19 protein-coding genes are annotated in these 22708 nt (G+C 66.1%); 6 read left to right on the top strand and 13 right to left on the bottom strand.

The window, feature by feature from the left end:
- Window positions 1-121 precede the first annotated feature (121 nt).
- Window positions 122-1312 (top strand): transglutaminase-like domain-containing protein, encoded by a 1191-nt coding sequence (locus QN315_RS03575; protein ID WP_323991523.1) that lies wholly within the window; start codon window positions 122-124, stop codon window positions 1310-1312.
- Window positions 1313-1443: 131 nt separating this feature from the next.
- On the opposite strand, the gene QN315_RS03570 is transcribed toward QN315_RS03575, so the two are convergent.
- Entirely contained in the window at window positions 1444-2661 is a 1218-nt protein-coding gene (locus tag QN315_RS03570) for an acyltransferase (RefSeq protein ID WP_323991522.1), read from the bottom strand.
- A 611-nt stretch (window positions 2662-3272) separates the two neighbouring features.
- Here QN315_RS03570 and QN315_RS03565 point away from each other — a divergent pair.
- The gene (locus QN315_RS03565) at window positions 3273-3641 is read left to right on the top strand and encodes a hypothetical protein (protein ID WP_176639963.1); all 369 of its coding nucleotides are present in this window, start codon (window positions 3273-3275) and stop codon (window positions 3639-3641) included.
- Entirely contained in the window at window positions 3638-5008 is a 1371-nt protein-coding gene (locus tag QN315_RS03560) for a hypothetical protein (protein ID WP_176639962.1), read from the top strand. Before QN315_RS03565 ends, QN315_RS03560 begins: the two co-directional genes overlap by 4 nt.
- Before the next feature lie 91 nt (window positions 5009-5099).
- Here QN315_RS03560 and QN315_RS03555 read toward each other — a convergent pair whose 3' ends face one another.
- The 12 genes from QN315_RS03555 to QN315_RS03500 form a co-directional block, all read right to left on the bottom strand.
- Entirely contained in the window at window positions 5100-5390 is a 291-nt protein-coding gene (locus tag QN315_RS03555; RefSeq protein ID WP_246285564.1) for a lipoyl domain-containing protein, read from the bottom strand.
- A gap of 242 nt (window positions 5391-5632) precedes the next feature.
- Window positions 5633-6622, bottom strand: coding sequence for an alpha-ketoacid dehydrogenase subunit beta (locus QN315_RS03550; RefSeq protein ID WP_176639960.1), 990 nt, complete (start codon window positions 6620-6622; stop codon window positions 5633-5635).
- Window positions 6612-7547 carry a thiamine pyrophosphate-dependent dehydrogenase E1 component subunit alpha gene (locus QN315_RS03545; RefSeq protein WP_323991521.1) on the bottom strand — a complete coding sequence of 312 codons (936 nt, stop codon included), beginning with the start codon at window positions 7545-7547 and terminating at the stop codon, window positions 6612-6614. The genes QN315_RS03550 and QN315_RS03545 overlap by 11 nt, the downstream gene beginning before the upstream one ends.
- Window positions 7544-8401 carry an SGNH/GDSL hydrolase family protein gene (locus tag QN315_RS03540; RefSeq protein WP_176639859.1) on the bottom strand — a complete coding sequence of 286 codons (858 nt, stop codon included), beginning with the start codon at window positions 8399-8401 and terminating at the stop codon, window positions 7544-7546. Before QN315_RS03540 ends, QN315_RS03545 begins: the two co-directional genes overlap by 4 nt.
- A gap of 77 nt (window positions 8402-8478) precedes the next feature.
- Window positions 8479-9519, bottom strand: coding sequence for a glycosyltransferase family 2 protein (locus tag QN315_RS03535; protein ID WP_176639860.1), 1041 nt, complete (start codon window positions 9517-9519; stop codon window positions 8479-8481).
- A gap of 130 nt (window positions 9520-9649) precedes the next feature.
- On the bottom strand, window positions 9650-10435 hold the full coding sequence (locus QN315_RS03530) for an SGNH/GDSL hydrolase family protein (protein ID WP_323991520.1): 786 nt from the start codon (window positions 10433-10435) through the stop codon (window positions 9650-9652).
- 379 nt (window positions 10436-10814) lie between these two features.
- The gene (locus QN315_RS03525; protein WP_323991519.1) at window positions 10815-12311 is read right to left on the bottom strand and encodes a flippase; all 1497 of its coding nucleotides are present in this window, start codon (window positions 12309-12311) and stop codon (window positions 10815-10817) included.
- A gap of 198 nt (window positions 12312-12509) precedes the next feature.
- Window positions 12510-13355, bottom strand: a complete 846-nt coding sequence (locus QN315_RS03520) for a glycosyltransferase family A protein (protein WP_323991518.1) — start codon at window positions 13353-13355, stop codon at window positions 12510-12512.
- A gap of 35 nt (window positions 13356-13390) precedes the next feature.
- Entirely contained in the window at window positions 13391-14278 is an 888-nt protein-coding gene (locus tag QN315_RS03515) for a glycosyltransferase family 2 protein (protein ID WP_176639864.1), read from the bottom strand.
- Window positions 14278-15468 (bottom strand): glycosyltransferase, encoded by a 1191-nt coding sequence (locus QN315_RS03510; protein WP_323991517.1) that lies wholly within the window; start codon window positions 15466-15468, stop codon window positions 14278-14280. Before QN315_RS03510 ends, QN315_RS03515 begins: the two co-directional genes overlap by 1 nt.
- 23 nt (window positions 15469-15491) lie before the next feature.
- A complete protein-coding gene (locus tag QN315_RS03505) occupies window positions 15492-15914 on the bottom strand; it encodes a hypothetical protein (RefSeq protein WP_323991516.1) in 423 nt (140 codons plus the stop codon).
- Window positions 15915-16258: 344 nt separating this feature from the next.
- On the bottom strand, window positions 16259-18508 hold the full coding sequence (locus QN315_RS03500) for a polysaccharide biosynthesis tyrosine autokinase (protein ID WP_323991515.1): 2250 nt from the start codon (window positions 18506-18508) through the stop codon (window positions 16259-16261).
- Between the two features lie 793 nt (window positions 18509-19301).
- Here QN315_RS03500 and QN315_RS03495 point away from each other — a divergent pair.
- From QN315_RS03495 to QN315_RS03485, 3 genes are all read left to right on the top strand, one after another.
- On the top strand, window positions 19302-20597 hold the full coding sequence (locus QN315_RS03495; protein WP_323991514.1) for an outer membrane beta-barrel protein: 1296 nt from the start codon (window positions 19302-19304) through the stop codon (window positions 20595-20597).
- A gap of 167 nt (window positions 20598-20764) precedes the next feature.
- Window positions 20765-21349 carry a polysaccharide biosynthesis/export family protein gene (locus QN315_RS03490; protein ID WP_176640188.1) on the top strand — a complete coding sequence of 195 codons (585 nt, stop codon included), beginning with the start codon at window positions 20765-20767 and terminating at the stop codon, window positions 21347-21349.
- 122 nt (window positions 21350-21471) lie between these two features.
- Complete coding sequence (locus tag QN315_RS03485) at window positions 21472-22692, top strand: glycosyltransferase (RefSeq protein ID WP_323991513.1); 1221 nt, start codon at window positions 21472-21474, stop codon at window positions 22690-22692.
- Window positions 22693-22708 lie beyond the last annotated feature (16 nt).

Here is a 22708-nt window from a genome sequence, read left to right as displayed (position 1 = left end):
TCCTGCGAATTGCCTTGGCGAACCGCCTCGGCGAACCCGCCCGGATTTCGGCCGTTGCATCCCCTGGTCCGGCACGGACACCAGGCAACGCCCCGCCGCCGGGGCCCGTTGGAGACAAGGCATGCAAACCCGCCTGCGTTTCGAGGACCGGTACAGGACGGTCGATGAAGATCGCGTCCTGGACGCGCTGGTGCTGCTGGGCGCGGCCTTCGTCGACGACCAGGACGCGGCACGGGCCACGGCGCGGCAGGCGCTCGATCGCTGGGCGGCATCGGGCCTGGGCGTGCGCCGCGACGACGCGGGCCGCCGCCTGTTCGATCCGGTCGAGGTCGTGCACCACCTGAAATCGGCCGGCTGGCACGGGCACGACCCGTTCTGGGACGATCACTACGTCGCCACCAGCCGCCGGCTGGTCGGCGCGCTTGCCGAGGAACCCGGGCCCGACATCACCGTCACCCTGCGCCGTACCTTCAACCTGCGCCACACGCCGCCGACCGGCCGGACCCGGCGGCTCAGGCTGTCCCTGCCGCTGCAGGACCGGTGCGAGATCCTCGCGCTCGACCCGCTGGTGCCCGACGGCGCCACCCATTCCCTGCGCGACGGCCGGCTCGAGGTCCAGGTGCCGCCATCGGACGCGGCCGAAATCGATATCGGCGCGCGGATCCGCTTCCGGCCGCGCGCCGCCGATGCCGCATTGCCGGATCCCGAACTCTATCTGCGCCCCGGCGAGGGGCTGATCAGGCTGACCGATCCCGTCGCGGCGCTGGCCCGGCACCTGGCGGGCGACGCGCCGCCGCCGGTCGCGGTCAAGGCGTTCTGGGACTATATGATCGACCAGTTCCTGTCGGGCCCGGTCCATTACGACCAGATCCCGGCCGACGCCCCGCTCGACTGGGTGCTGGATGTCCGCTGCTGCGATTGCCAGCTCGGCGCGGCGCTGCTCGTCGGCCTGTGCCGCGCGCGCGGCATTCCCGCCCGGCTGGTCAGCGGCTATTTCCTCTATCGTCGCTCGCCGACCCTGCATTACTGGGCCGAGATCTGGCTCGACGGCCAGGGCTGGGCGTCCTTCGATTTCATGAGCTGGGACCTCTCGAAAGGCGGGCAGGACTCCGCCTGGCGCGACCATTTCTTCGCGCGGATCGACACGCGGATGATCACCCAATGCCTGCCGCTCGCCTTCACCGGCGCGATCGGCATTACCATCCCGCCCGTCTGGCGTATCCTGCAAACCACCCAGGACGACGGCGTCGAGATCGACATGATCGATCAGGACGGACTGTCGGTCTACAAGGACCACGTCGCCGTGGCGTAACGCCCTGTCCGGAGCCATATCCGCAGCCATATCCGCGCAGGAAAGCCTACGGCTCCGGCCGCGCCCCCCAGTCTACTATGCCCTCAGTCTACCGGGCTCCAGTCTACCGGGCCCTCAACCTCTCCCCAGCCTCACTGCGAAACGCCGACCGTCTCCCCGGTGCCCACCTGCTGCCAGTCCCGCGCCGCCTTCGCCACCGGGCGCCGCGTCAGCCAATAGCCCAGCGTCATGGCCGGCCGCTCGATCAGCCAATAGGACAGGCCGGCGGCCAGCAGGCTCAGCGGAATGACACAGGCCAGGATCGTCGTCAGCGGCAGACTCTCATGGAACAGATGCACCATGGCCATCAGGACCAGCATATGAAACAGATAGAGACTGTATGAGATATGCCCCAGCCATTGCAGCGGCTTCAGGCACAATATGCGCGACGCGGCGCGGCTGTGCAGCGCGATCAGCATGGCCGCCGCCGACCCCGCGCCCACCGAGACGAGCCAGAACAGTTTCGTGCCCATCGTCAAGGTCGTCTCCGGCCCGACATGCGGAACGCCCAGCAACAGCACGCACGGCAGCAGGACGGCCCACCGGACGGCGGCCGGCACGCGGTCGTAAATGGATCTGAGCGTATCGCGTGTTTCGTAAAGCAGGATGCCCAGCGCGAACAGCGGCAGGTATTCGATCGTGAAGAACAGGCTGGCGACGAAGGATTTCGGCTCGCCCTCGCCGATCGCGGTCATGACGCCGCTCGCCGCGAAATAGGCCAGCATGACGGCGGCCATGCCCATGACGCGGTACCTGGAAATCAGCAGGTACAGCAAGGGAAAGATCAGCGAGACCCGCATTTCCGCCACCAGGGACCACATCGGCGGGTCGAGCGTGTTGGCCCGCGGCGTACCCACCATCAGCAGATGCTGCAGGATCAGCCCCCATGTCGGCTTCTCCGACCATTGATCGTGAGAGAACCAGTAACTGGCCACGGCCTCCGGCACCGGATGCGGCAGGACGAAGCCGTACGCGATCGCCGAGATCAGCACGGCGGCGGCGAAGGGCAGGTAGATCCGGCAGAACCGGCGCGTGATATACCGGCCATAGGACCCTTTCTGGAATTTCGACAGCGAGATGGACAGCACGAAGCCGCTCAGGACGAAAAACAGCGCCACGCAACCCGGTCCCGACACCATCAGGTGCAGCGGCGTGTCACGAAGCAGAAAGGCCGGGTTGAAAAACTGCGCCGCCGTTCGCAGCGGCGGAACAGCATGCACCGCGTCCGGAAACGTGGCCCACGAATGATACAGAAGGACGATCAGCGCCGCGACGCCACGCAAGGAGTCGAGTTCGATGCTACGTCTCATGACCTTTCCTTTTCGCGATTCTGCTTCGCGATTCTGCGGTAGCCGCCTCTTTGCCCATCACCCGTTGAACCCGGCGACGCACCCGTCACGCGCAGGCCGCTCGGGCCGTGCTTCCGATTCTCGCCGAATGATGTTTTGTTTAACACAACCACATGGTTTTATTTGATTATTTTGAGGTTTTATCTCGACCTGTCCAGTTTTTTTTAATGTTCCGGTTCTTTTTTAAAAGCACATCTTCGACAGGATGATCCCTCAGGTAAATCTTCCATCGGATATTAAACATGGCGCCTCTTGCCGGCGCATGGTGCCGGCGGAAGAATTCTTTACGAACAATAAAGATTTTTTTATTGATGAACCGTAGCCCTGCGGGGCCGGTTGACGTTCCGCATGCGCCGCCCGCGCGCCGGCATCCTGTTCCTGCAATCCAAACAACGACGCATATCATTACATCAAAAAAAAGTAATCGGGCGATTCACGCAACGGAATGCACTCTCCCCGATGCAACCGCGTCCCCGAAGCGCTCGTTTTTTTCCGAATGAGGCGTGATGCAAGAGGAGCGGTTTATCTGAATTCGATAATTGATTTTAAACGCATTTTAATGGGAAACCGAAATGATTTATGAATTCAGACTTCCGGTCATCGTGCCACAGATGTCCGGCGCGACCGTCGAATGCGTGTACGCGGGCGCGGGCGACTCCCTCCGCATGGGCGGCAAGCTGCTGGATCTCAGCGTCGATCTCAGCAGCGCCTTCGCCCAGGAATGCCCGCCGGTCTCCTATTACCGGCTTGTGCTGCGCGAACCCGTCTATCTCCGGCAGCTCGATGTCGGCCCGGGCCAGTACAGCGCCTCCTCCGACCGGATCGCCCTCTTCAGCACCGATCCGGAAGAGCCGCTCGACCAGGACGTGGCGCGCCAGGTCCGCTGCACCGTCGCCGGCATCCTCCGCCATGACGGCATGAACGCGGCAGGCCGGCCATGAGCACGCTCGATCTGCGTTTCGGCCCGCTCAAGGCCGACGGCTACGCCATCGTGCGCTCGGGCGTGCGCTGGCTGCGCGAAAGCGGCCAATATTGCCGCGCCGACGAACCGATCGGCTATTGCAACATCAGCCTGGAACCGACCGGCGTCCGGGTCTCCGGCCCGCCCGCCCTGGCCGACGAGACGGAATTGCAGGTGGTGTTCGCGCCCCGCGTCGGGGGGCGCCTGACCGTCCGGCCGGAAATGGCGCGCGGCGGCTATCTCAGCGTCCGCGCCGTCGAAAGCTGGAAGCCGGATACCGTCGTGGCCCATATCGATCCGGACGACCCCGCCCAGCTCGCGGACGAGCCCGATGCCGGCCGCCTGCGGCTGATGGTGGTGACCGGCCGGCGCATGACGGCCCTGGCCGACGTGCATTCGGGCCTGCTGCCCGGCTGGTACGGCCGCAGCCGCGGCTGGTGGTGCGATGACGGGGAAAAACCCACCACCCTGCTCAGCATGGGGTTGTGCGACGCCACGGGGGTCATACTCGGCGATCATTGCGCCTTCCTGGAAATGTTCGAATCGACCAGGGATCCGCTGCAGGCGGTCTTCATCCCCGATCATCCGGTGGCACCCTGCGCGCCCGTGCTGCTCGACCAGCTCGCGCGCACCCCGGCCCAGTTCGATGCCCTGGCCGACGACCTGCGCCGCGCCCTCGGCAGCGCGCCGTCGGCCCCCACGTCCGACGACTGGATATTCGCCGGCGCCCTGCTCTCGGTCCTGCGCAACACGCCGCTCAAGGACGGCTACGGCATCATCACCGGCAGCGGCACGAAGCGGCTGGGCCCGCCCGAGGACATCCTGCTGTCGCTCAGCGCCGAACCGCAGGCCATCCTGCGGCACCGCACCCTCGGCTATCATGTGCATATCATGCGCCACCACCAGGCGGCCGCCGGTCCGGCCATCCGCGCCTGGCTGTCCAGCGCCTTCGAACCCGTCAGGCGGTCGACCGACACCATCCGCCGCGATTACGAAAGCCTCATCGACACGCTGGCCCGCACCACGGGGGGCCGGATCATGGTCCTGAACCGCATGTCCACCGCGGGGTACGAAGACATCTCGTCCTATGCCGGCTTCGATGCGCCCATGAGCGACACGCTCTCCAGCATCGCGGCCAAGGAACAGAATCTGATGCTGCACGACGTCGCGGCATCGCGCGACATGGCGATCATCGACGTGGACGCGCTGGGGGCGCAGTTGGGCGGCGCCCTGCACCTGCCCGACGGCATTCATCAAAGCGGGCCGATGCAGGTCGCCCTGCGTCAGGAAATCACCAACGTCCTGGCCATGCGCCACGGCGCGGCGACGCCGGAACTGGTGCCCTGACCGGCCTGTCCCGGCTTTTCGTTTAAACGCTGTCCGATAAACGCCTGTCCGATCGGCCGCTTCCGGCCGATCGGATCATGCCCTGATATGGTCAGGTGATTTCGAACTCGACGGGAATGTCCGATGCGATGGCCCCGTCGGGCACGGCTTCGTCCGCACCGTCGCTGAACAGCGCCAGACGCACGCCGATCTGCATCCACGCGCCCGGCTCCGCCGTGATCTCCCGCAGGATTCCGGCCTGTCCCGCGCGCACCTCCACGACGGCCTTGTGGGTCTCCAGCTCCACGATCAGGTCGCCCGGCGCAAATGCGCTGCCGGTGTCGCCATGCCATTCCAGGACGCGAATTTCTTCGACACCGGCCACGGCGGCGGGAACGGTCAACTGGTAAAACATGCTTTCTGCACCTTCGGCTGTTTCTTGAAAGTAATGGAATTGTTATGCAGGAAAATAGTCAAATCAACAATTTGGTGTCCTGCCCTTGAAATTCGCATGATGAATTTCAAAGGCAGGACACTGGACCAGAGCATCATCCGACCGGACGGACTCGTTCGGTCGGATAAAGATGCTCTATAAGACAACGCGCTAGAGCCATATCCCTGAACCAGTGGTGAACGGACATGGCTCTAGCGGGCCGACAGCGCCCGCATGGCATCGGCCACGCGGGCCGCATCCGGAATGCAGGCGGCTTCCAGCACCGGATTGGATGAAACCGGGGCGGGCAGGGCGCCCAGCCGGATCCACGGCATGGGGCCCGTCCGCTCGAATGTCCGATAGGCCACTTCGGTGCCGACCCCGCATACGGTCTGCCCCTCCTCCAGGGTCAGCAGCCGGCCGGTGCGCGCGACCGACGCCGCCAGGGTGTCGACGTCCATCGGCGCCAGGCTGCGCAAATCGATCACCTCGCAGCTTATGCCCTCCGCGGCGACGATCTCGGCCGCTTCCAGCGCGGGACGCATCATGTAGCCGTGGCTGACCAGGGTCAGGTCGGTGCCCGCGCGACGCACGCACGCCACGCCGAACGGAATGGCGGTCTCGCTCACCGGCACGTCGCCCGGAATGGGAAACAGCCGCTTATGGTCGATATAGACCACCGGCCCGTCGCATCGCAGCGCCGTCTTCATCAGGCCATAGGCATCCTCGGGCGTCGAGGCCGCGACGACCCGCAGCCCGGGCACGCTCATCAGCCAGGCTTCGATGCATTGCGAGTGCGCGACCCCCTGGCCCGCGGCGCCGGCGGTGGTCTTGACCACCAGCGGGGCATTCAGCCCCCCCGCGCTCTTATAGCGCAGCTTCGCCCCGTAATTGATCAGCGCGTCGAAGCCCAGCATCAGGAAATCCATATAGGTGATGCTGACGACGGGGCGATAGCCGGCGGCGGCGGCCCCGGCCGCGATGCCGATCGTCGCGGCCTCGGCCACCGGCGTGTCGCGCACCCGCTCGGGCCCGAACAGCGCGAACAGCCCGTCGAACTCGCGATACGACCCGCCGAAGGCGCCGACATCCTGCCCCATGATGAAGATGCGCGGATCGCGGGCCATTTCCTCGTGCATGGCGCGCTTGATCGCCTCGCGGAAGAACATCCGCGCCGTGACGGGCTTCTGGTCATACAACATGCTGCAGCACCTCCTGGGCGCTCGGATAAGGGGACGCCTCGGCATGGGCCACGGCCTGCGCGGCCGCCGCCGTCGCCTCCAGTTGCAGCGTGGCGAATTGCGCCGCATCCAGCAGCCCGGCCTCGATCAGCGACGCCGCATGGCGCTGGATCGGACAGCGGGCGCGCAATTCGGCCAGCTCGGCCCGGCTGCGCGTCTCCCGCGCCGTGGTGGAATGCGACCGCAGGCGGATGGACTGGCATTCCAGGAATGCCGGGCCGCGGCCCGCGCGCACATGCCCGACCGCCTCGGCGGCCACCTCCGCCACATGCGCGACATCCAGCCCGTCGATCGTGCGCGTCCACATCCCGAACGCGACGCCCAGGTCCGACAGCGCCGCCGGCGCCATGCTCGCCTCGCGCGCGGTGGAAACCGACAATTGGTTGTTGTTGCACACGAACAGGATCGGCAACGTCCACAGTGCGGCGAAATTCATCGTCTCATGCAGCGCCCCGGCGCCGCACGCCCCGTCGCCGAACATAATGGCGACGATGCCGCCGTCGCGGTCCATCTGCTTGGCCAGCGCCACCCCGGCCGCGACGCTGATATTCCCGCCGACCACGGCATGCGCGCCGAAAAAGCCGTAATCCGGCGCCGACATATGGCCGCGCCCGGCCCGGCCGCGATTCATGCCGTCCACCTTGCCCAGCAATTCGGCCATCAGCGCCCCGGCGGGCACGCCGCGCGCCAGGGCCGGCCCGATGGACCGCCCGCCGGTCAGCAACTGGTCCGCCGGCCCCAGCGCCGACGTCAGCCCGACGGCAACCGCCTCCTCGCCCGTCGACAGCAATTGGAACCCGTGATTCTTCCGCTGCGCCAGCGCGTCTTCGAACGCGCGGATCGCCAGCATGGCCCGCAGGGCCTGGATGGGGTCGATCCTGCTCATTGCGGCGTCGCACGGATCATCTTGAACAGGCCCGCCGTAACGATGCTGAAACTCTCCTGCACGCCCCGCCGCCGCACGGCATGTACCAGCTTCTCGATCGCCTGCCCGGGCGGGATCTGGCCCTTCACGACCTGGCGGAGCAGCCAGCCCACATGGTTGTCCTGCACCGCGTCGGTGATCGTGGACACGACCTGCCGCCGTCGCCCCTTGCCCATGACCATCAATTCCCGCGGCGTGATTTCCGGCACGGGCCGGCTGGCGGGCGCCTGGGCGACGATCCGCGCCTTGACGCGCTCCTGCACCTCGAAGGGCAGGGCGGCATCCAGCGCGTTGTCCGTAATGCCCAGCGCCAGGGTATAGCCGGCCAGTTCGGTCGCGGCGTCGCCCTCGGCGCGGTAATCGGTCTTCAGCCGCATGGCGCCGGTATCGGCGAACACCCGGTCCACATCGACGACGAAGGCGCCGTACAGCCGCGACAATTCCGCGGCCAGCAGGTCCAGCCGCCGGATGCGCAGCAGGATGCGCGCACCGTCCGGCTGGCCGCTGCGCTCGACATGGCGGAACAGGGTCGGCACCAGGACCGGATCGCCCGCGGCGCACAACGCCTCGTACCGGGCCAGCAGGTCCCGCTCCACCTCCGGCCATGGCGTATCCAGCGCGCGCAGCGCCGGCGCCAGCGACATCACCCGGATCGTTCCGGGGGCCGCGTTCACGGCGCTGTCGAAATCATGCACCATCATGTGCGACAGGCTCGCGCCCTGGCTTTCCAGCGCGTCGGACAGCAGCGACGCCGCACGGGCGATCACCTGCCGCTCATGCGCGTCGCCGAAGAAGACGGCCTCTATCTTTTTCATGAGAGGAACTCCGACTCGATGTGTGTGGACGGAGGGAATTGTTATGGACGGCGGGGCTTGTGGACGGCGGGGCGGGCTTACGGATGGACGGGCTTGCGGGCAAAGGACGGCCTCGGCGCCGCCATATAGGCCGCACGCACGGCTTCCGGCCGCGGCAGGCTCGGATAATCCGCGGCAATCGCCGCCAGTTGCGCCAGGGACGAGATGCGCAACGGCTCGGCCAGCGCCTTCTCGTCGCTCAGGCTCTGCCACAGCAGCGGCAGCAGGGCCACGTCCGCGCGCGGATGCGCGGCATAGAAGATCCCTTCCCAATCCTTGTCGTCCAGCGGGTCGCGCCAGCCGCTCCGGTGGATCAGGTGATAGGTGCGCGCCGCCGAGGCCGCCATCCGCAGGCCCGCCTGGCACAGGCGCAGCGACAATTCGCGATGTTCGTTGATCGTCAGGTCGGGATGGAACCCGCCCGATTCCAGAAAGGCCGCCCGCCCGACCGACTGGTTGGACCCCGACGCCGCGGCCCACAGGACGCCGCAATCCGCATCGTCCCGCAGCGCCGCCATCTCCAGCTCGAACAATTTGCGCGGCCCATAGCCCGGATAGACCCCAGGCTGCCCCCGCCGGGCGACCGCGGCGAAATCGTGGCGGATCTGCTCCCGCGTCACCACCGACCGCGCCCGTTCCTCGGCGGACATCCGTGCGACCCGCTCCTCCTCGCCGCGCCGGGGCGTCCCCGCCTCGGGGTCCAGGAAGGGACGGGTGCAGCGGATATGATAGGTTTCGCCCCGGACCACCAGGCCCGGGCTGGCGCGGTGGCGCGCCATGTGATCGGCCACCAGGTCGGGGCCGGCCAGCGTGTCGCCGTCCAGGAAGATCAGCACGTCGCCGTCGGCCTGCCGCGCCCCGGCATTGGCCGCCGCGGACCGGCCCAGCGCGGTCTCGTGCCGGATCGCGACCACGTCGCCCGTGCGCGCGGCCTCGGCGACCACGGCGGCGGTATGGTCCGTCGATCCGTCATCGACGACGACGATTTGCGCGGCCTCGGTCTGGCAGGACAGCGACGCCAGCGTCAGGCGCAGACGGTCCGCCTCATTGCGCGAGCGGATAACGACTGTGGCTTTCATCTCAAATCCTTCTCCCGGCAAAGATCATGCTCGGACCGGAGACTTTTTTATTTGTCGTAAAAAGGAACAATGAAAAATCTATCTCTGAAATCGATCCCGTATCGACCCGCCGGACGCGCGGACGGGGGCTCTAGCTCTCCAGAACGCCCAGATCCTCCAGCACCCGAACGACCTCCTCCGCGACGTACCGATGCCCTTCGGGCCGCAGGTGGAAATTGTCGATCTTCAGCCTGTCCGCGCCGTTGCGGGCAATGACGGTATCAACGTCAATGATTGAAATGCCGATCTCGTGCGAAAGTTCGATCAGCCCGAGGTTGAATCGCCTTATTCTTGTCGCAAAGGTCTCGTCCAGCCCCATATGGCAATGGACCCGGTCGCCCGGAATGACCGGCGACAGGTTATAGACCAGCACCGGCACGTCCCGTTCCCGGCGGATCCGCTCGACGATCGCCGCCAGATTGGCCATGGACTGCGCCACGCTCAGATAGCCCGCGGGCGCGAACTCCGCCCGCAGCCATGCCCGGTCGTCGTCGCGCCACTCCGCCTCGTCGGCGGGATAGAACAGCACGTCCTCGCGCCGGTGCCGCATCAGCGGCGTGGCCACGTCCGGCAGGATGGACAGAAACACGGCATCCGCCGGCGTGGTGAACACGGCGGTGCTGAACTGGCTGCGCAGCGGATAATTTCCCAATTGCAGGTCGCGCGCGCCGAACAGGGCCGGCACCTCTCCGGTCGCGGCCAGCAGCGCGTCGGACCGCGTCAGCGTCTCGTGGCGGATGCGTGCCGTCACGTCCGGATAGGCGCCGCGCAGGACGTCGTTCATGCCGTTCCACTGCACCACGCCGCCGATGCGGCAGGAATGCAGCGAATCATGGATATCGACATTGCCTTTGACAAACAGGGTCAGCCGCTTCATGCGCTCCTCGTCGCCCAGATGTTTCCCGGAAGTTTCCAAGAAGTTTTAACGATACATGAGGCTTCAACGATAATCGGCAATCCGCACCACGCCTTGGACCGTCAATGCGGCGTTGTAACAAAAGCGGGCGGCCCGGGATGGTTCCGCGCAAATCACGCCGGCCGGGATGACGCTCTCGTGGGGTCGCCGGCCAGAGGAACGTAAGAAGGGGAACGTAATACCGACTGGCCGCAAGACTGATGCATGGGATCTGCCCGACAAGGGCGTTGCCCTTGACCCACCAAAGGGCAGTCGCCCTTTGGAAACCCATTCGTTATCAAATGATTGGGGTGCAGGGCCTCAGGCCCTGCCGGGTCCAGGGCGGCGCCCTGGTCATGCGTCAGGCCGGCCTGCTGCGCGACATGCCCGCCCGCTTCAGCAGCGACAGGGCGGATGCGCGCTCGGCGGCGCTCAGGCCGCGCGTCCACAGGATCGCATAGAACAGGATCGACGACAGCACGAACGACACGCCCGTGATGACGATCCCATCCTGGAAAACCGCGGCGCCCAGCGTCACCAGCGCCACGGCGCTCATCGGCAGGATATGGCGCACGGCATCGGCCAGCGGCGGATAGAAGCGAATGCCCAGGCGGATGCGGATGACGCAATCCAGCAGGCTGCGGCCGGCCCAGGCGATGGCGGCCCCGTCCACACCGAACAGATGCAGCAGCAGCAGCAGCAGCGGCGCGTAGACGGCGAATTCGATGACGGACAGGACGGCGTTAAAATCCGGCCGGCCGATCCCGTCCAGAAACCCCGCCGCCACGCCGTCGACGCCGAAGAAGAACACCCCGATGCTCAGAAATTTCATGATCATCGTGCTGTGTTCCGGAAAATCGCCCCCGACCCACATCGCCAGGATCTCGCGGCCGAACAGCGTGCTGACCAGGCAGAACGGAAACAGCAGCGCCGCCACCGTCAGCACGCTGGTACGATAGAGCTGAATGGTCCCGGCGCTGTCGTGCCGCCACAGCGACGCCATGGCCGGAAAGGCCGTGCCCGTCACCGCATTGGTAATCAGCGACAGGCGCGCGACCACGTCGAACGGCGTGGTGTAATAGCTGGTGGCGGCGCTGGAAATGACCGACGCGATCATGAACCGGTCCATATAGGACAGGATCGGAAACATCAGGTTGGACACCGTCATCCACCCGCCGATCCGAAACAGCGGCCGCAGCAGGCTGATGGCGGGCCTGGCGGTGCGCAGTTGCGGCATCACCCGCAGGCACAGCCAGGCATAGGCGATCGTCATCGCGACGCGGCACAGCGCCAGGGTTATCATCACGCCGACCAGGCTGTTCCAGACCAGCAGGATCAGCAGCGGCGCGACATAATACCCGATCGAGATGGGGATATTGATCAGGTTGGCCGCGCGGAACGCCTGATAGGCGGAAATGACCCCCCACATGGCCGCATTCGCCATGACCAGCGGCGCGGTGGCGCACAGCACCCACATCGCCCACGTCGTCTCGGGCCGCAGCGAATCCGGGATCTTCAGGCCGTGCTGCACCCAGGCCACCACGCCCAGCGCGGCAACCAGCCCGCCGATGATCCCCAGCACGCTCAGCGTCAGGATGCCGGTCATGGTCAGGTCGGCGCTTTCCTGGTGCCGCCCCTCGGTCACGCGCTCGGCGACCGCCCGCGTCAGCGCCCGTCCCAGGCCGAAATCGAAGATCCCGAACGTGCCGACCAGGGTCAGCGCGATCGTCATCACCCCCCAGCGCGCCAGGCCCAGATGCGTGATCAGCCGGGGCGTCACCAGCAGCGCGACCCCGATCGGGCCGACCCGCCCCAGGATGTTCCAGCCGCTGTTGGACACGATGTGCCAGGTGGGCATGCGCAACAGGGCAGAGGCTGGTTTCGCAGGGGCTGGTTTCGCAGAGGCTGGTTTCGCGGTGGCCATCAACGTTCAATCCGGTTTCTGGCGGCCTGCTTGCCGCGCGTGGACATGGCGAAAACCCGGCGGCGCCGGCGCCGCTCGGGGGGCGCCGCCCGGGGGCATGGACGCCGGGGGCATGGACGCCGGGGGCATGGCTCAGGCCGCCTTCGCGACCTGCGCCCGGTACCCGGCCAGGCGGCCGAGGAATGTCAGGAAATAATAACGGGCGATCGGCATGTCCAACCGGACCAGATTGACCACAAAACCGCCGGCCGGCCGGATCAGGAATTGCGATACGGTCCGCATGTCGCAGCGATTCTTGCGCATCACCCGGCCGGCCCCCAGGCCATAGCTGAACGCGCGCGCGATGTTCAGCGACACCGGCTTGTCCGGATGCATGATCCGCAGATGGTACAGATAGTATCCCGGCACGTTCCGCGCCAGCATGCGCAGCGCCAGGTCCTGCCCCTCGCTGGACCCGAAACGGGTGCCCGGCCCGATCATCTCGTCGAATCCGCCCAGCTCCTCGAAGATCTCGCGCCGAACGAACAGGTTGAATTCGATCAGCGACGTCCACACGGTCTGCGTATCGACCGCGCTGTCCTGCTTCAGCCAGCGCCCCGACCGGCCGAAGCTGCCATCCGGCAGCAGCACGGTCCCCGTCAGGAAGCCATGGCCGGGATGCGCGCGGAAAAACCGGTCCGCCTGCTCCAGCACGTCCTGGGTATATTCGCAGTCGTCATCGGGAAAGGTGACGATCTCGCCCGTGGCGTGCCGCGCGCCCAGGTTGCGCGCCCTGTTGCACAAGCGCAATGATGTGCGCAGGTGCAGGATCGTCATCGTCGCCGAAAACTCGGCGACGATCGGCTCCAGCCGGTCATCGGCGTTCTGGTCCACGATAATGACCTCGAACGACTGCACGGCCTGGCGCTGCAGCGACAGCAGCAGCGCGCGGACTTCCGCGGCGCGTCCGACGGTGGCGACGACAAGGGAAAAGCGCATGGTGGTGTATCCGGCTGCAACAGGTCGCAAATCGTTCAGAAGGTCAGGATTCGTTCGGGGGCGACGCGGCCGCGCATCCAGTCCAGCAGCGCCATCCCGTTGCCGATCAGCCGGCCCCTCCGGTCGATATAGGGCTCCGGCCGCAGGCTGCGCAGCATGTTCATCGCGATATTGCGGCCTATGCTGCGCAGCGAATGATCCCAGGGGAAACTGCCCTTGCGCGACAGATAGATCGGGTTCGCGACCTGCGAATATCCCAGGTGCCGGCCGGGGGTGCGTCCCTTCTTCGTGCCCAGATGCACGCCCTTCGCGCCGTTCACCCGCACCAGCCGGCCATACGCGCCCATCCGCCGCGAAAAATCGATGTCCTCGTACCAGGCATAAAGCGGCAGCCGCTCGTCGAAACGCATGTCGTGCTCGGTGATCACCGACATCCGATAGGCCATGTTGCAGCCATAGCTGCTCCAGGCCGCCTCGACGGGGGGCATCGCCGGATTGTCGTTGATCGCCGGGTCGGCCAGGATCGCCCGCCCGTCCGCGACCGTCAGCCCCGGCCCCTTCGCGCCGTCCGCCAGCACGCGGCCGGTCGCCGCGACGATCGCCGGATCGGACTGGAACGCCTCGACGCAACGCCGCAGGTAATCGGGATCGGGCAGGAAATCATCGTCGAAGAACACGACGATGTCGGCATCGCGGGCATGGTCCAGCACCACGTTGCGCTGGTGGGGCGCGCCCGTCGGGCCGATCAGCCGCACGATGTCCTCGGCCTCCGCGACCTGCGCCGCGTCGGACGGGCGCGGGGTGCAGATGATGATGCGCTGGAACGGATAGGTCTGCCTGCGCAGTTCCGCGATCGTCTCGGGCAGGATGGCGGGGCGCCCGCTGCTGATGATGCCGACCACGACGGCCGCGGAATTCTTCATCATATGGCTCCGGCTTCGGGATGTGCGGGGTGCTGCGGTCCACGCGCGACCGCGGCGGGGAAGGGGGCGGCGCTGCGCGCCGGCGCGGGCAGGATCTCGTACGACAGCGCGACGTGCCGGGCGACATAGGCGCGCGAATTCAGGCAGTCGCGCATGCGCGCCTGGGCCCGGGCCAGCATGGCGGCGCGCCGGTCCGCATCGGCTGCCAGTTCCTGGATGGCGCGGCCCATGGCGGCCGCGTCGCCGACCGGCACATAGCAGACGGCGTCGTCGGCGAAATAATGGCGCAACCCGCCGGCATCGGTCGTAATCACCGCGACGCCGCGCGCCACCGCCTCCTCGATCGCGGTAATGCCCGACGCGTGCCGATTGGGCCCCACCGGCACGACGACCACGTCCGCCTGGTCGTACAGCGCGAACAATTCGGTATTGTTGGACAGGGTCGCCAGCCGGGCATGCGGCCAGGCGGCGATCTTCCGCCGCGCCGCCGGATCGGTGGTGCCGATCGTCAGCCGGCACGGCATATCGGCCGTCGCCTTCAGCAACGTATCCCAGTCCCGATGGCGGTCATTGCCCAGCGACAGCACATTGACCGGCTCGTGGGCGGGCGCCGCCGGCCGGGTGACCATCTCGTCGGCCCTGATGCCGAATTCGACCAGCTCCACGCGCTTGCCCGGAAACAGCTTGGCCGCATCCGCCGCATTGCAGGGCGACAGAAAGGTCAGGATGTCCACGCCCGACAGCAGCCAGCGGAAGACCAGGCGGTTTTTCCAGGATTCGCGCCCCCACCGGTCGATCAGCCAGACGCTCTGCCCGATCGTCCCGGGCCTGCGCCGCCCCGGATACAGCCGCAGCAGCAACTGGACCGCCATCGATTGCGATTCGGTATGGGTCCAGACCACGTCGCTCTCGAAAATGGACCGGCGGTTCCGCCACACATGGACGAAATCGAATCCCAGGATCAGCCGCGCCGCATAGCGGACCGCCCGCCCGATCAGCCCCTCCCGCGCGTCCTCGGACTGGGTGATGACGAAGCCGGGCGTCGAACCGCGCAGATAGCCATAGGCATATTCTTCATTCAGGCCCAGGATGCGGCCCTGTTTCCAGCGATCGTGCCACGTCGCGGCGCCATAGCCGTGGGAAAGCTGCACGAACGCGCGGATCGGTCGCGGGGTATTGTTCACCGGCATGTCGCAGGTCCTTCTCCAGTGACTCAAAAGATACCCACGCTGACAATCCGCATATTCTGCGCCGCCATGCGCGCGACCAGCGCGGCCCGCGCCGCCGAGGCGGCGGTCACGGTGCCCGCCCGGTGGCAATAATTGCCTTCCAGGCCCAGATGCAGCCCATAGCGCGCATTGACCGTGCGGCCGAACCGGCCGCTATAGGTGTTGATCGTGATATAGGACGGATTGGTCAGCGTGGTCACGCTACTGACCAGCAGCCGCTGGTTCGCGCCATCGGCGACGCTGCACCACAGCACGGCCGTCGGGGCGGCCTGCTCGTCCGGCGCGCCGGCAGGGGGCATGTCCGCCGGGGGGATGTCCTGGGCGAACGCGCCCGGAACCACGGCAATCAGGCCGCACAGCACCGTCATCGTCAGGCTACGGACGCCGGTCTTGAAACGCCACGCCATGTCAGACCGCCTCTTCCGCCTGATAAATCAGGATCGCTGCCGGATCGATATGGAAATTATCGACGCGGACTCCGGTGATTTCCCTGGCGATTTCTCCGGCGGTTTCTCTGGCGGCCTCGCGCCCGCGGCATCCGCCGCGGCGGGGAACGGAATCATGGAAAACAAACGCAGACTGCATGGGACAAGAACCTGTTCGGTAACCTGTTCGGCGTGCCGTGGATGATGATGCGGGGGCAGGGGGCTGCCCGCCCGCTCACCGTTCCCGGCAGGCCCTGTGATCGTTTCGGGGCAAATATGTCGTCCGTGGTCCGTGGCCGGATGATGTCCGTGGCGATCGGGTTTCATCATGACGTAGCAAGATAATATTGACGATAGGTTGCCATTTGCCGCCGCTCCGCGACATCCAGGTCGCGCGGCACGACCTGCGTCAGCACGCCGCCCAGCACGCGCGCGTCATAGGCATGCAGGATCCGCATCGCCTCGTTCACCTCGCCCTGGTCGGTCAGCCCCCATTTGACCACCATCACCACGCCGTCGGTCTGCTGCGCCAGGACGGGGGCGTCGGGGAATGCCAGCACCGGCGGCGTATCGACCACGATCATGTCGTAATGTCCGGAAAACTGCGCCAGGATCCGGTTGAGTTCCAGCGGCGACACCATCGCGTTGTTGCGGCCCGAGGCCGGCCGGACCGTCAGGATATCGACCCCCGGCAGGACTTCGCGCAGCAGGCCGTCCTTGCCGATATGGGCCGGAAGGCGGCTGTTGGCGGTCCGGTCCGTCCGGTCCGTCCGGCTCACGATGGCGGCGGCCGACGGATTGCGCGTGTCGCAGTCGATGACCAGCGCGCGCTGCATGGCGCGGCCCGCATTGGCGGCCAGCGAGACGGCAAAGGTCGTCTTGCCCTCGCCGGGCCTGGCCGACGTCACCAGCACCACCTTGGCACGGAAACGGCTATGCCCGAAGCTCAGGATGCTGCGAATGGCCTCGACCGTCTCGACATAGATCGACGATGTCGGGACGGACCGGTAATGCTGCGCCAGGGCGCCGCTGAAGGTCGGCACCATGCCCAGCGTGAACAGGCCCGGAACCGAATCGAGCTGCGACGTGCTGCGGATTCCGCCGCGGGCGCGATCGATCAGCAGGGCGCTCCCGATGCCGGCCAGCACCGAGAAGACCACCGCGATCGCCCCGTACTGCGTGCGCGGCGGCCCGGAAACGCCCAGCGGCACCGCGGCACGCGAAATCAGTTCCGCTTCCGGTTCCTGCAATTGCGCCTGCGTCGAGGTCTGGGCGAACCGGCCCAGATAATCCTGGTAGACGACGCGCGCCGCATTGGCCTCGCTCTCCAATTGCTGCAGGGTGACGTCCGCCTGGTTTTCGCTGCTGACCTGGCGCTGCAGGTTGGCCACCGCGCGGGACAGCGCCGCCACGCGCGCCTCCGCCCCGCTCAGGTCCTTCGTCACGCTGGCGGCGATGCGCCCCGTCACCGCGCCGATCTCGCGCCGTACCTGCGCCGCGCCCGCCTCGGCCGCCTGCAGGTCGGGGTTGGCCCCCAGCGCGGTCTGGCTCAGGCTGGACACGCGGCTGCTCAACTGCGCTTCCTGGCCCTGCAATTGCTGGATCAGCGGCGCGGACACCACGTCGGGCAGGCTGCCCACCGTCCCGGTGCGGATCGCGTTCTGCACTTCCGAATAGCGTGCCCGCTTCATCTCCAGGTCGGCCTGCGCGGTGACCAGTTCCTGGTTCATGCGCTGCAATTGCTCGTCGGCGACGGTCGGCGCCTCGGCCTCGGCGGTGCCGGGCTGGTGATCCAGCCGCGCGGTGATCAGCCCGTTGCGTTCGCGGAACTGCTCGACCGCCTGTTCCGCCTTGCGCAGGCGCTCGCGCAGGGGAACGATCTGCTCGTCCAGCAGCGCGTTCGCCTGCCAGGTCGCGGCAACCTTCAGGTGCCGGCGGAAATCGAGATACGAATCCGCATAGGCGTTGGCGATCCGCGCACTCGTCACCGGATTGCCCGTCTTCGCCGTGATCTTGATCATGTAAGAGCGGCCATCGTTCAGGATGGTCACCTTGCCGGCCAGGATCAGCGCCAGGGCCTGCGCGCGCTGTTCCGGCGTCAGGGGCGGCATCGCCTTGGGCGGACTGCCCAGCAGCGTATAGATCTCGTCCATGACCCGTTGCTTCAGGGGAACGGTATCGAGCAGGCTGGTGAATTCCGGATCGTGCAGCAGGTCCAGACGGTCCACCACGGTCCGCGCGATCGCCGGGCTGCGCAGGACGTCGACCTGCGTATTGACCGCGATCGTGTCGATGTCGGGCGCCGACACCGTGGCCTGCAGGTCGCGGAACGACGAACCGCGCGTGCCGATCATCAGCATCGTCGTCGCCGTGTAGTACGGTTTCAGCAGCGCGATACCGGTGATGGCGGGGGCGCCGAGGCCCAGCGTGACCAGCGCCACCGCCAGGCGATGGCGACCGATCATGCTGAAGATCCGCGCCGCAGACGGCTGCGCTTCGGTGGCGCCCGACGGCATCCCGCCGAGCGCACCGCCATGCAGCGGACCATTGAGGGGGGGCAGTTGCAACTGGTTCATGGCGCGATCCTCGCGTCAGGCTGAAATGGGTGTCGGCAGTGCGCCGCTCAAACCGAAAATTCGTTTCATTACAAAAACAGGACCGAAAACCCGGTGGCCTGCGCGCCATGTACCCGCGTGTCACCGGCCCAAATCGAGACGAAGGCCCGGATCATGACGCCGCCCGGATCATGACGACGCCCGGATCATGACGACGAAGGTCACGCGGCATCCGCCGTCCTTATCGCCTGCGCTCTCGACGAATGAACGGGCACCGGGTTCCATCCTCCCGCGACAAATAGTCCGCAGGGCCACCCGCGCGCGCCGACGGCGCATGGCCGCATTCCGGGGCGCCGGGCGTGGTCGGCGGTCCGATATCGATACTGAATGTCCATGCCGACATGCGCCGGGCCCACCCTGTCAATGAAAATATACGATGCGAATAGAGAAAAATGGAATAAGAAGTCAATATAGAGGAAATGATTGGCGGAAATATGGCGTAAAATGTGTGGAAAAACCAATCGACGCCCGGTCGATCACGGGCGTTACGCAGGAAATGTATCAGAGTTCCCGTTTTCATGAGAAAAAAAGTGCAAAAAAACATTCCACGGCGCGGCCCGATCGTGTCACCAATATGTGAAGCCTCGCCCAAGCGCGGAAGGCGGGAATTGTCTGGCGAAAAAGCAATACGCCGTATCAAGATAGCTGTTGACAATGATCAGGAAGATTATTTTAACGAACTCGCTTTATCCGAAATATTCCCGTCATACTCTTATAAGTAAGGTCTCCGGTGCGCACACCCTTAACTTTCGGTTTGGGTTTGATTGTCATCGCCCCCCTGCTTCTGCCGGACGTCGCGTCTGCGCAGGTCCTGGACACGTACCTCCCGCCCCTCGGCGCCGGCCTGGGAACCATCGAAACCGAACCGGCCCAGGTCCAGGCGCTCGAACGATACGCGCCGCTGGGCGTGGTGTACGGCCCGGTCCGCATCGACGCCACCGCGGCCGAATCCTTCGGCTATGACAACAACGTCGATCGCCTGCTCAATGGCAAGGGCAGCCCGGTCATCATGTCCAGCGGCGACGTCGCGGCCGTCGCGCAATGGACGAACGACCAGCTCCATGCCGAGATGAACGTCTCCGATTACCGTTTCCCGTCCCAATCGATCCAGAACCGGACGAACTGGACGGCGACGCTGGGCGGCGTCCATAATTTCGGCCATGACCAGCTCGGCTTCACCTACACGCATCTCTCCCTGGTCCAGACCCCGATGGATCTCGGCGCCCAGCTCTTCAGCGTGCCGATTCAGTATGAATTCGACAATGCGGGGCTCAGCTACACGCTGCTCACCCACGGCCGCTTCAGCTTCATCCCGCAGGCCCAGATCGGATTGTACGATTTCGGCCAGCCGATCAACAACGGCAACCTCTTCACGGACCAGAGCTACCGCAACCGCGTCATGGTCAATGAGGGCGTGACCGCCCGGTACGAGCTGACGCCCGAACGGCAGGTCCTGGTGGTGCTCCAGGGGACCGAAATCCATTACGTCAACAATATGGTCGCCGGCCTGCCGTCGCGCGATTCCAGTGGCCTGATCGCCATGACGGGCCTGGATTTCGGCCTGACCGGGCCATTCCGGGCCCGGGCGCTGGTCGGCTATCAGACGCGCCTCTATCACTCCGGCTTCTACGGCACGATCAGCTCGCCGATCGCCGAACTCGAACTGGGCTGGAACCCGACGCGGCTGACGATGCTGTCCCTGGCCGTCCGCAACGGGATCGAGGATGGCGGCTACGAAAACGTGGTCGGGTTCACCTACACCACCGCCGAACTCACGGTGCGGCATTATTACAACCGCAACCTGGTGCTGACGGCGCACGGGGGCATCCAGCGGGCGGATTATGCCCGCACGCCCGAGGCGCTGGACAATACGATCCTGCGGACGATCCAGTCGCAGCAGCTCATCTTCGATGCGGGCGCCGGCGCGCAATGGTTGCTGAACCGTCATGTCTCCATGACGTTCAACTATAACTTCACCAGCCAGAACTCTTCCGACTACGCCGTCGTGTCCGATCATAATTTCATGATCGGTCTCAGTTTCGCGCTCTAGTGTCCCCGCCCCGAAATCCGCACGCGCATTTCGGGACGGGGACACCAGGTCGTTTTTCGGTCGGAACGGGCCTCCGGCGGCGGTGCGTGGATGCATGGTGCGTAGATGCATATGGACAATGATCGGACCCGCGGGCACCGGGTCCAAGATACGGGAGCATACAAGGAATGCTGACGACCAGTTTCAACCGCAGCCGGTCCGCCGGTCCGATCGTCCTTCTCGGATTGGCGGTCATGCTGAGCAGTTGCGCGCCCGGGTCGGACCTGACGCCGGTTCCGTCCTACGACCCGAACCAGTACCGCATGGGCGTGGATGACGAAATCCGTGTCATCACCTACGGGCATGACCAGCTCACCTCGGATTTCAGGGTCGACAGCAACGGCAAGGTGGCCTTCCCGCTGGCCGGGCCCCTCCAGGCCCAGGGGCTGACGACGTCGGAATTCGCCAAGGAAGTCGGCGCCGCGCTGGAAAAGGCCCAGATGGTGCGCAACCCCAACGTGTCGGTCGAGATCACGTCCTACCGCATGGTCTCGATCCTGGGCGAGGTCGCGCGGCCCGGCCAGTACCCGTACCAGCCCTTCATGACCATGCTGACGGCCGTCGCGGCCGCGGGCGGGTTCACCTATCGCGCGGTACAGGGGCGCGCCTACGTGGTGCGCCAGGTCGGCGACCATACCGTGGTCGGCCGCATCTCGCCGCAGGATTACGTAAAGCCGGGCGACGTCATCAAGATTTTCGAACGCCATTTCTGATGACGGCCTGATTGCGCTATTTTTTTGACGTTTTTTTATAACGATATTTTCAATGACGCCATTTCAGATTCCGTCGCCGGTTCCGTCGCCGGCGCGGCCCGCCTCGGGTGCTGGAGGATATTATGACCGTCGTGCAGCCTGAACCATCCGTCGCATCCGTGCCGAACCCCGCGCCGAAGGTCGCGATCGTCCATGAATGGCTGGACACGGTCGCGGGCTCCGAGCGTGTCGTCCAGCAATTGCTGCTGCTCTTTCCGCAGGCCGAACTGTTCGCCGTGGTCGATTTCCTGCCGCCCGGCGAACGCGGCATGCTGCAGGGCCGCAAGGTCACGACCACGTTCATCCAGCGCCTGCCCTTCGCCCGCAAGCGGTTCAGGAATTATATCGGCCTGATGCCGCTTGCGGTCGAACAGCTCGATCTGTCGGGGTTCGACCTGGTCATTTCCAGCAACCACGCGGTGGCCAAGGGGGTGATCACCGGCCCGGACCAGCTCCATATCTCCTATGTCCATTCCCCGCTGCGCTACGCCTGGGACATGCAGGCGCAATATCTCCGGCAGACCGGCCTGGATCGCGGCCCCAAGGGCCTCTTCGCGCGCTGGCTGCTGCACCGGCTGCGCAACTGGGACGTGCGCTCGGCCGCCGGCGTCGACGTGTTCGTCGCCAATTCCAGCTATATCAAGCGCCGGATCCGCAAGGTCTACCGGCGCGACGCCCTGGTCATCTACCCGCCGGTCGACGTCGCGCGCTTCCAGCCCAAGGACGGCCCGCGCGACTCCTTCGTGGTCGTCTCGCGCCTGGTGCCCTACAAGCGGGTCGATCTCGTGATCCAGGCCTTCCGGCTCATGCCGCAGCACAAGCTGGTGGTGGTGGGCGACGGGCCGGAATGGGATGCCGTATCGGCCCTCGCGCAGGGGGCCGCGAACATCGTCCTGCGCGGCAAGCTCCCGCGTGAGGAATTGCTGCAGCAGATGCAGTCCGCGCGCGCCTGCGTCTTCGCGGCCGAGGAGGATTTCGGCATCGCGACGGTCGAGGCCCAGGCTTGCGGAACGCCGGTGATCGCCTTCGGCCGCGGTGGCGCGCTCGACATCGTGCGCGGCGCCGACGACCCGGGCGGCCCCACCGGCCTGCTGTTCGACCGGCAGACGCCGGACTCCATCGCCGATGCCGTCGCGCGCTTCGTGGCCCTGGAACCGTTGATGACGCCGGAACTCTGCCGGGCCAATGCCCTGCGCTTTTCCGAGGAATCGTTTCGCGACGCCTTCCGCGCGCTGGTCGGCCGATCGATGTCCGACATGGCGAATTCCGTGCAACCCGCACCGTATGACGCCGCTTATTCCTGACCGCGCGCTTGGCGCG

It is taken from the genome of Nguyenibacter sp. L1 (assembly GCF_035199985.1).
In the GTDB taxonomy this organism is placed as follows: domain Bacteria; phylum Pseudomonadota; class Alphaproteobacteria; order Acetobacterales; family Acetobacteraceae; genus Gluconacetobacter; species Gluconacetobacter vanlangensis.
Note: the sequence above shows the minus strand (reverse complement) of the source record. Positions and strands in the feature narration are given on the sequence as shown.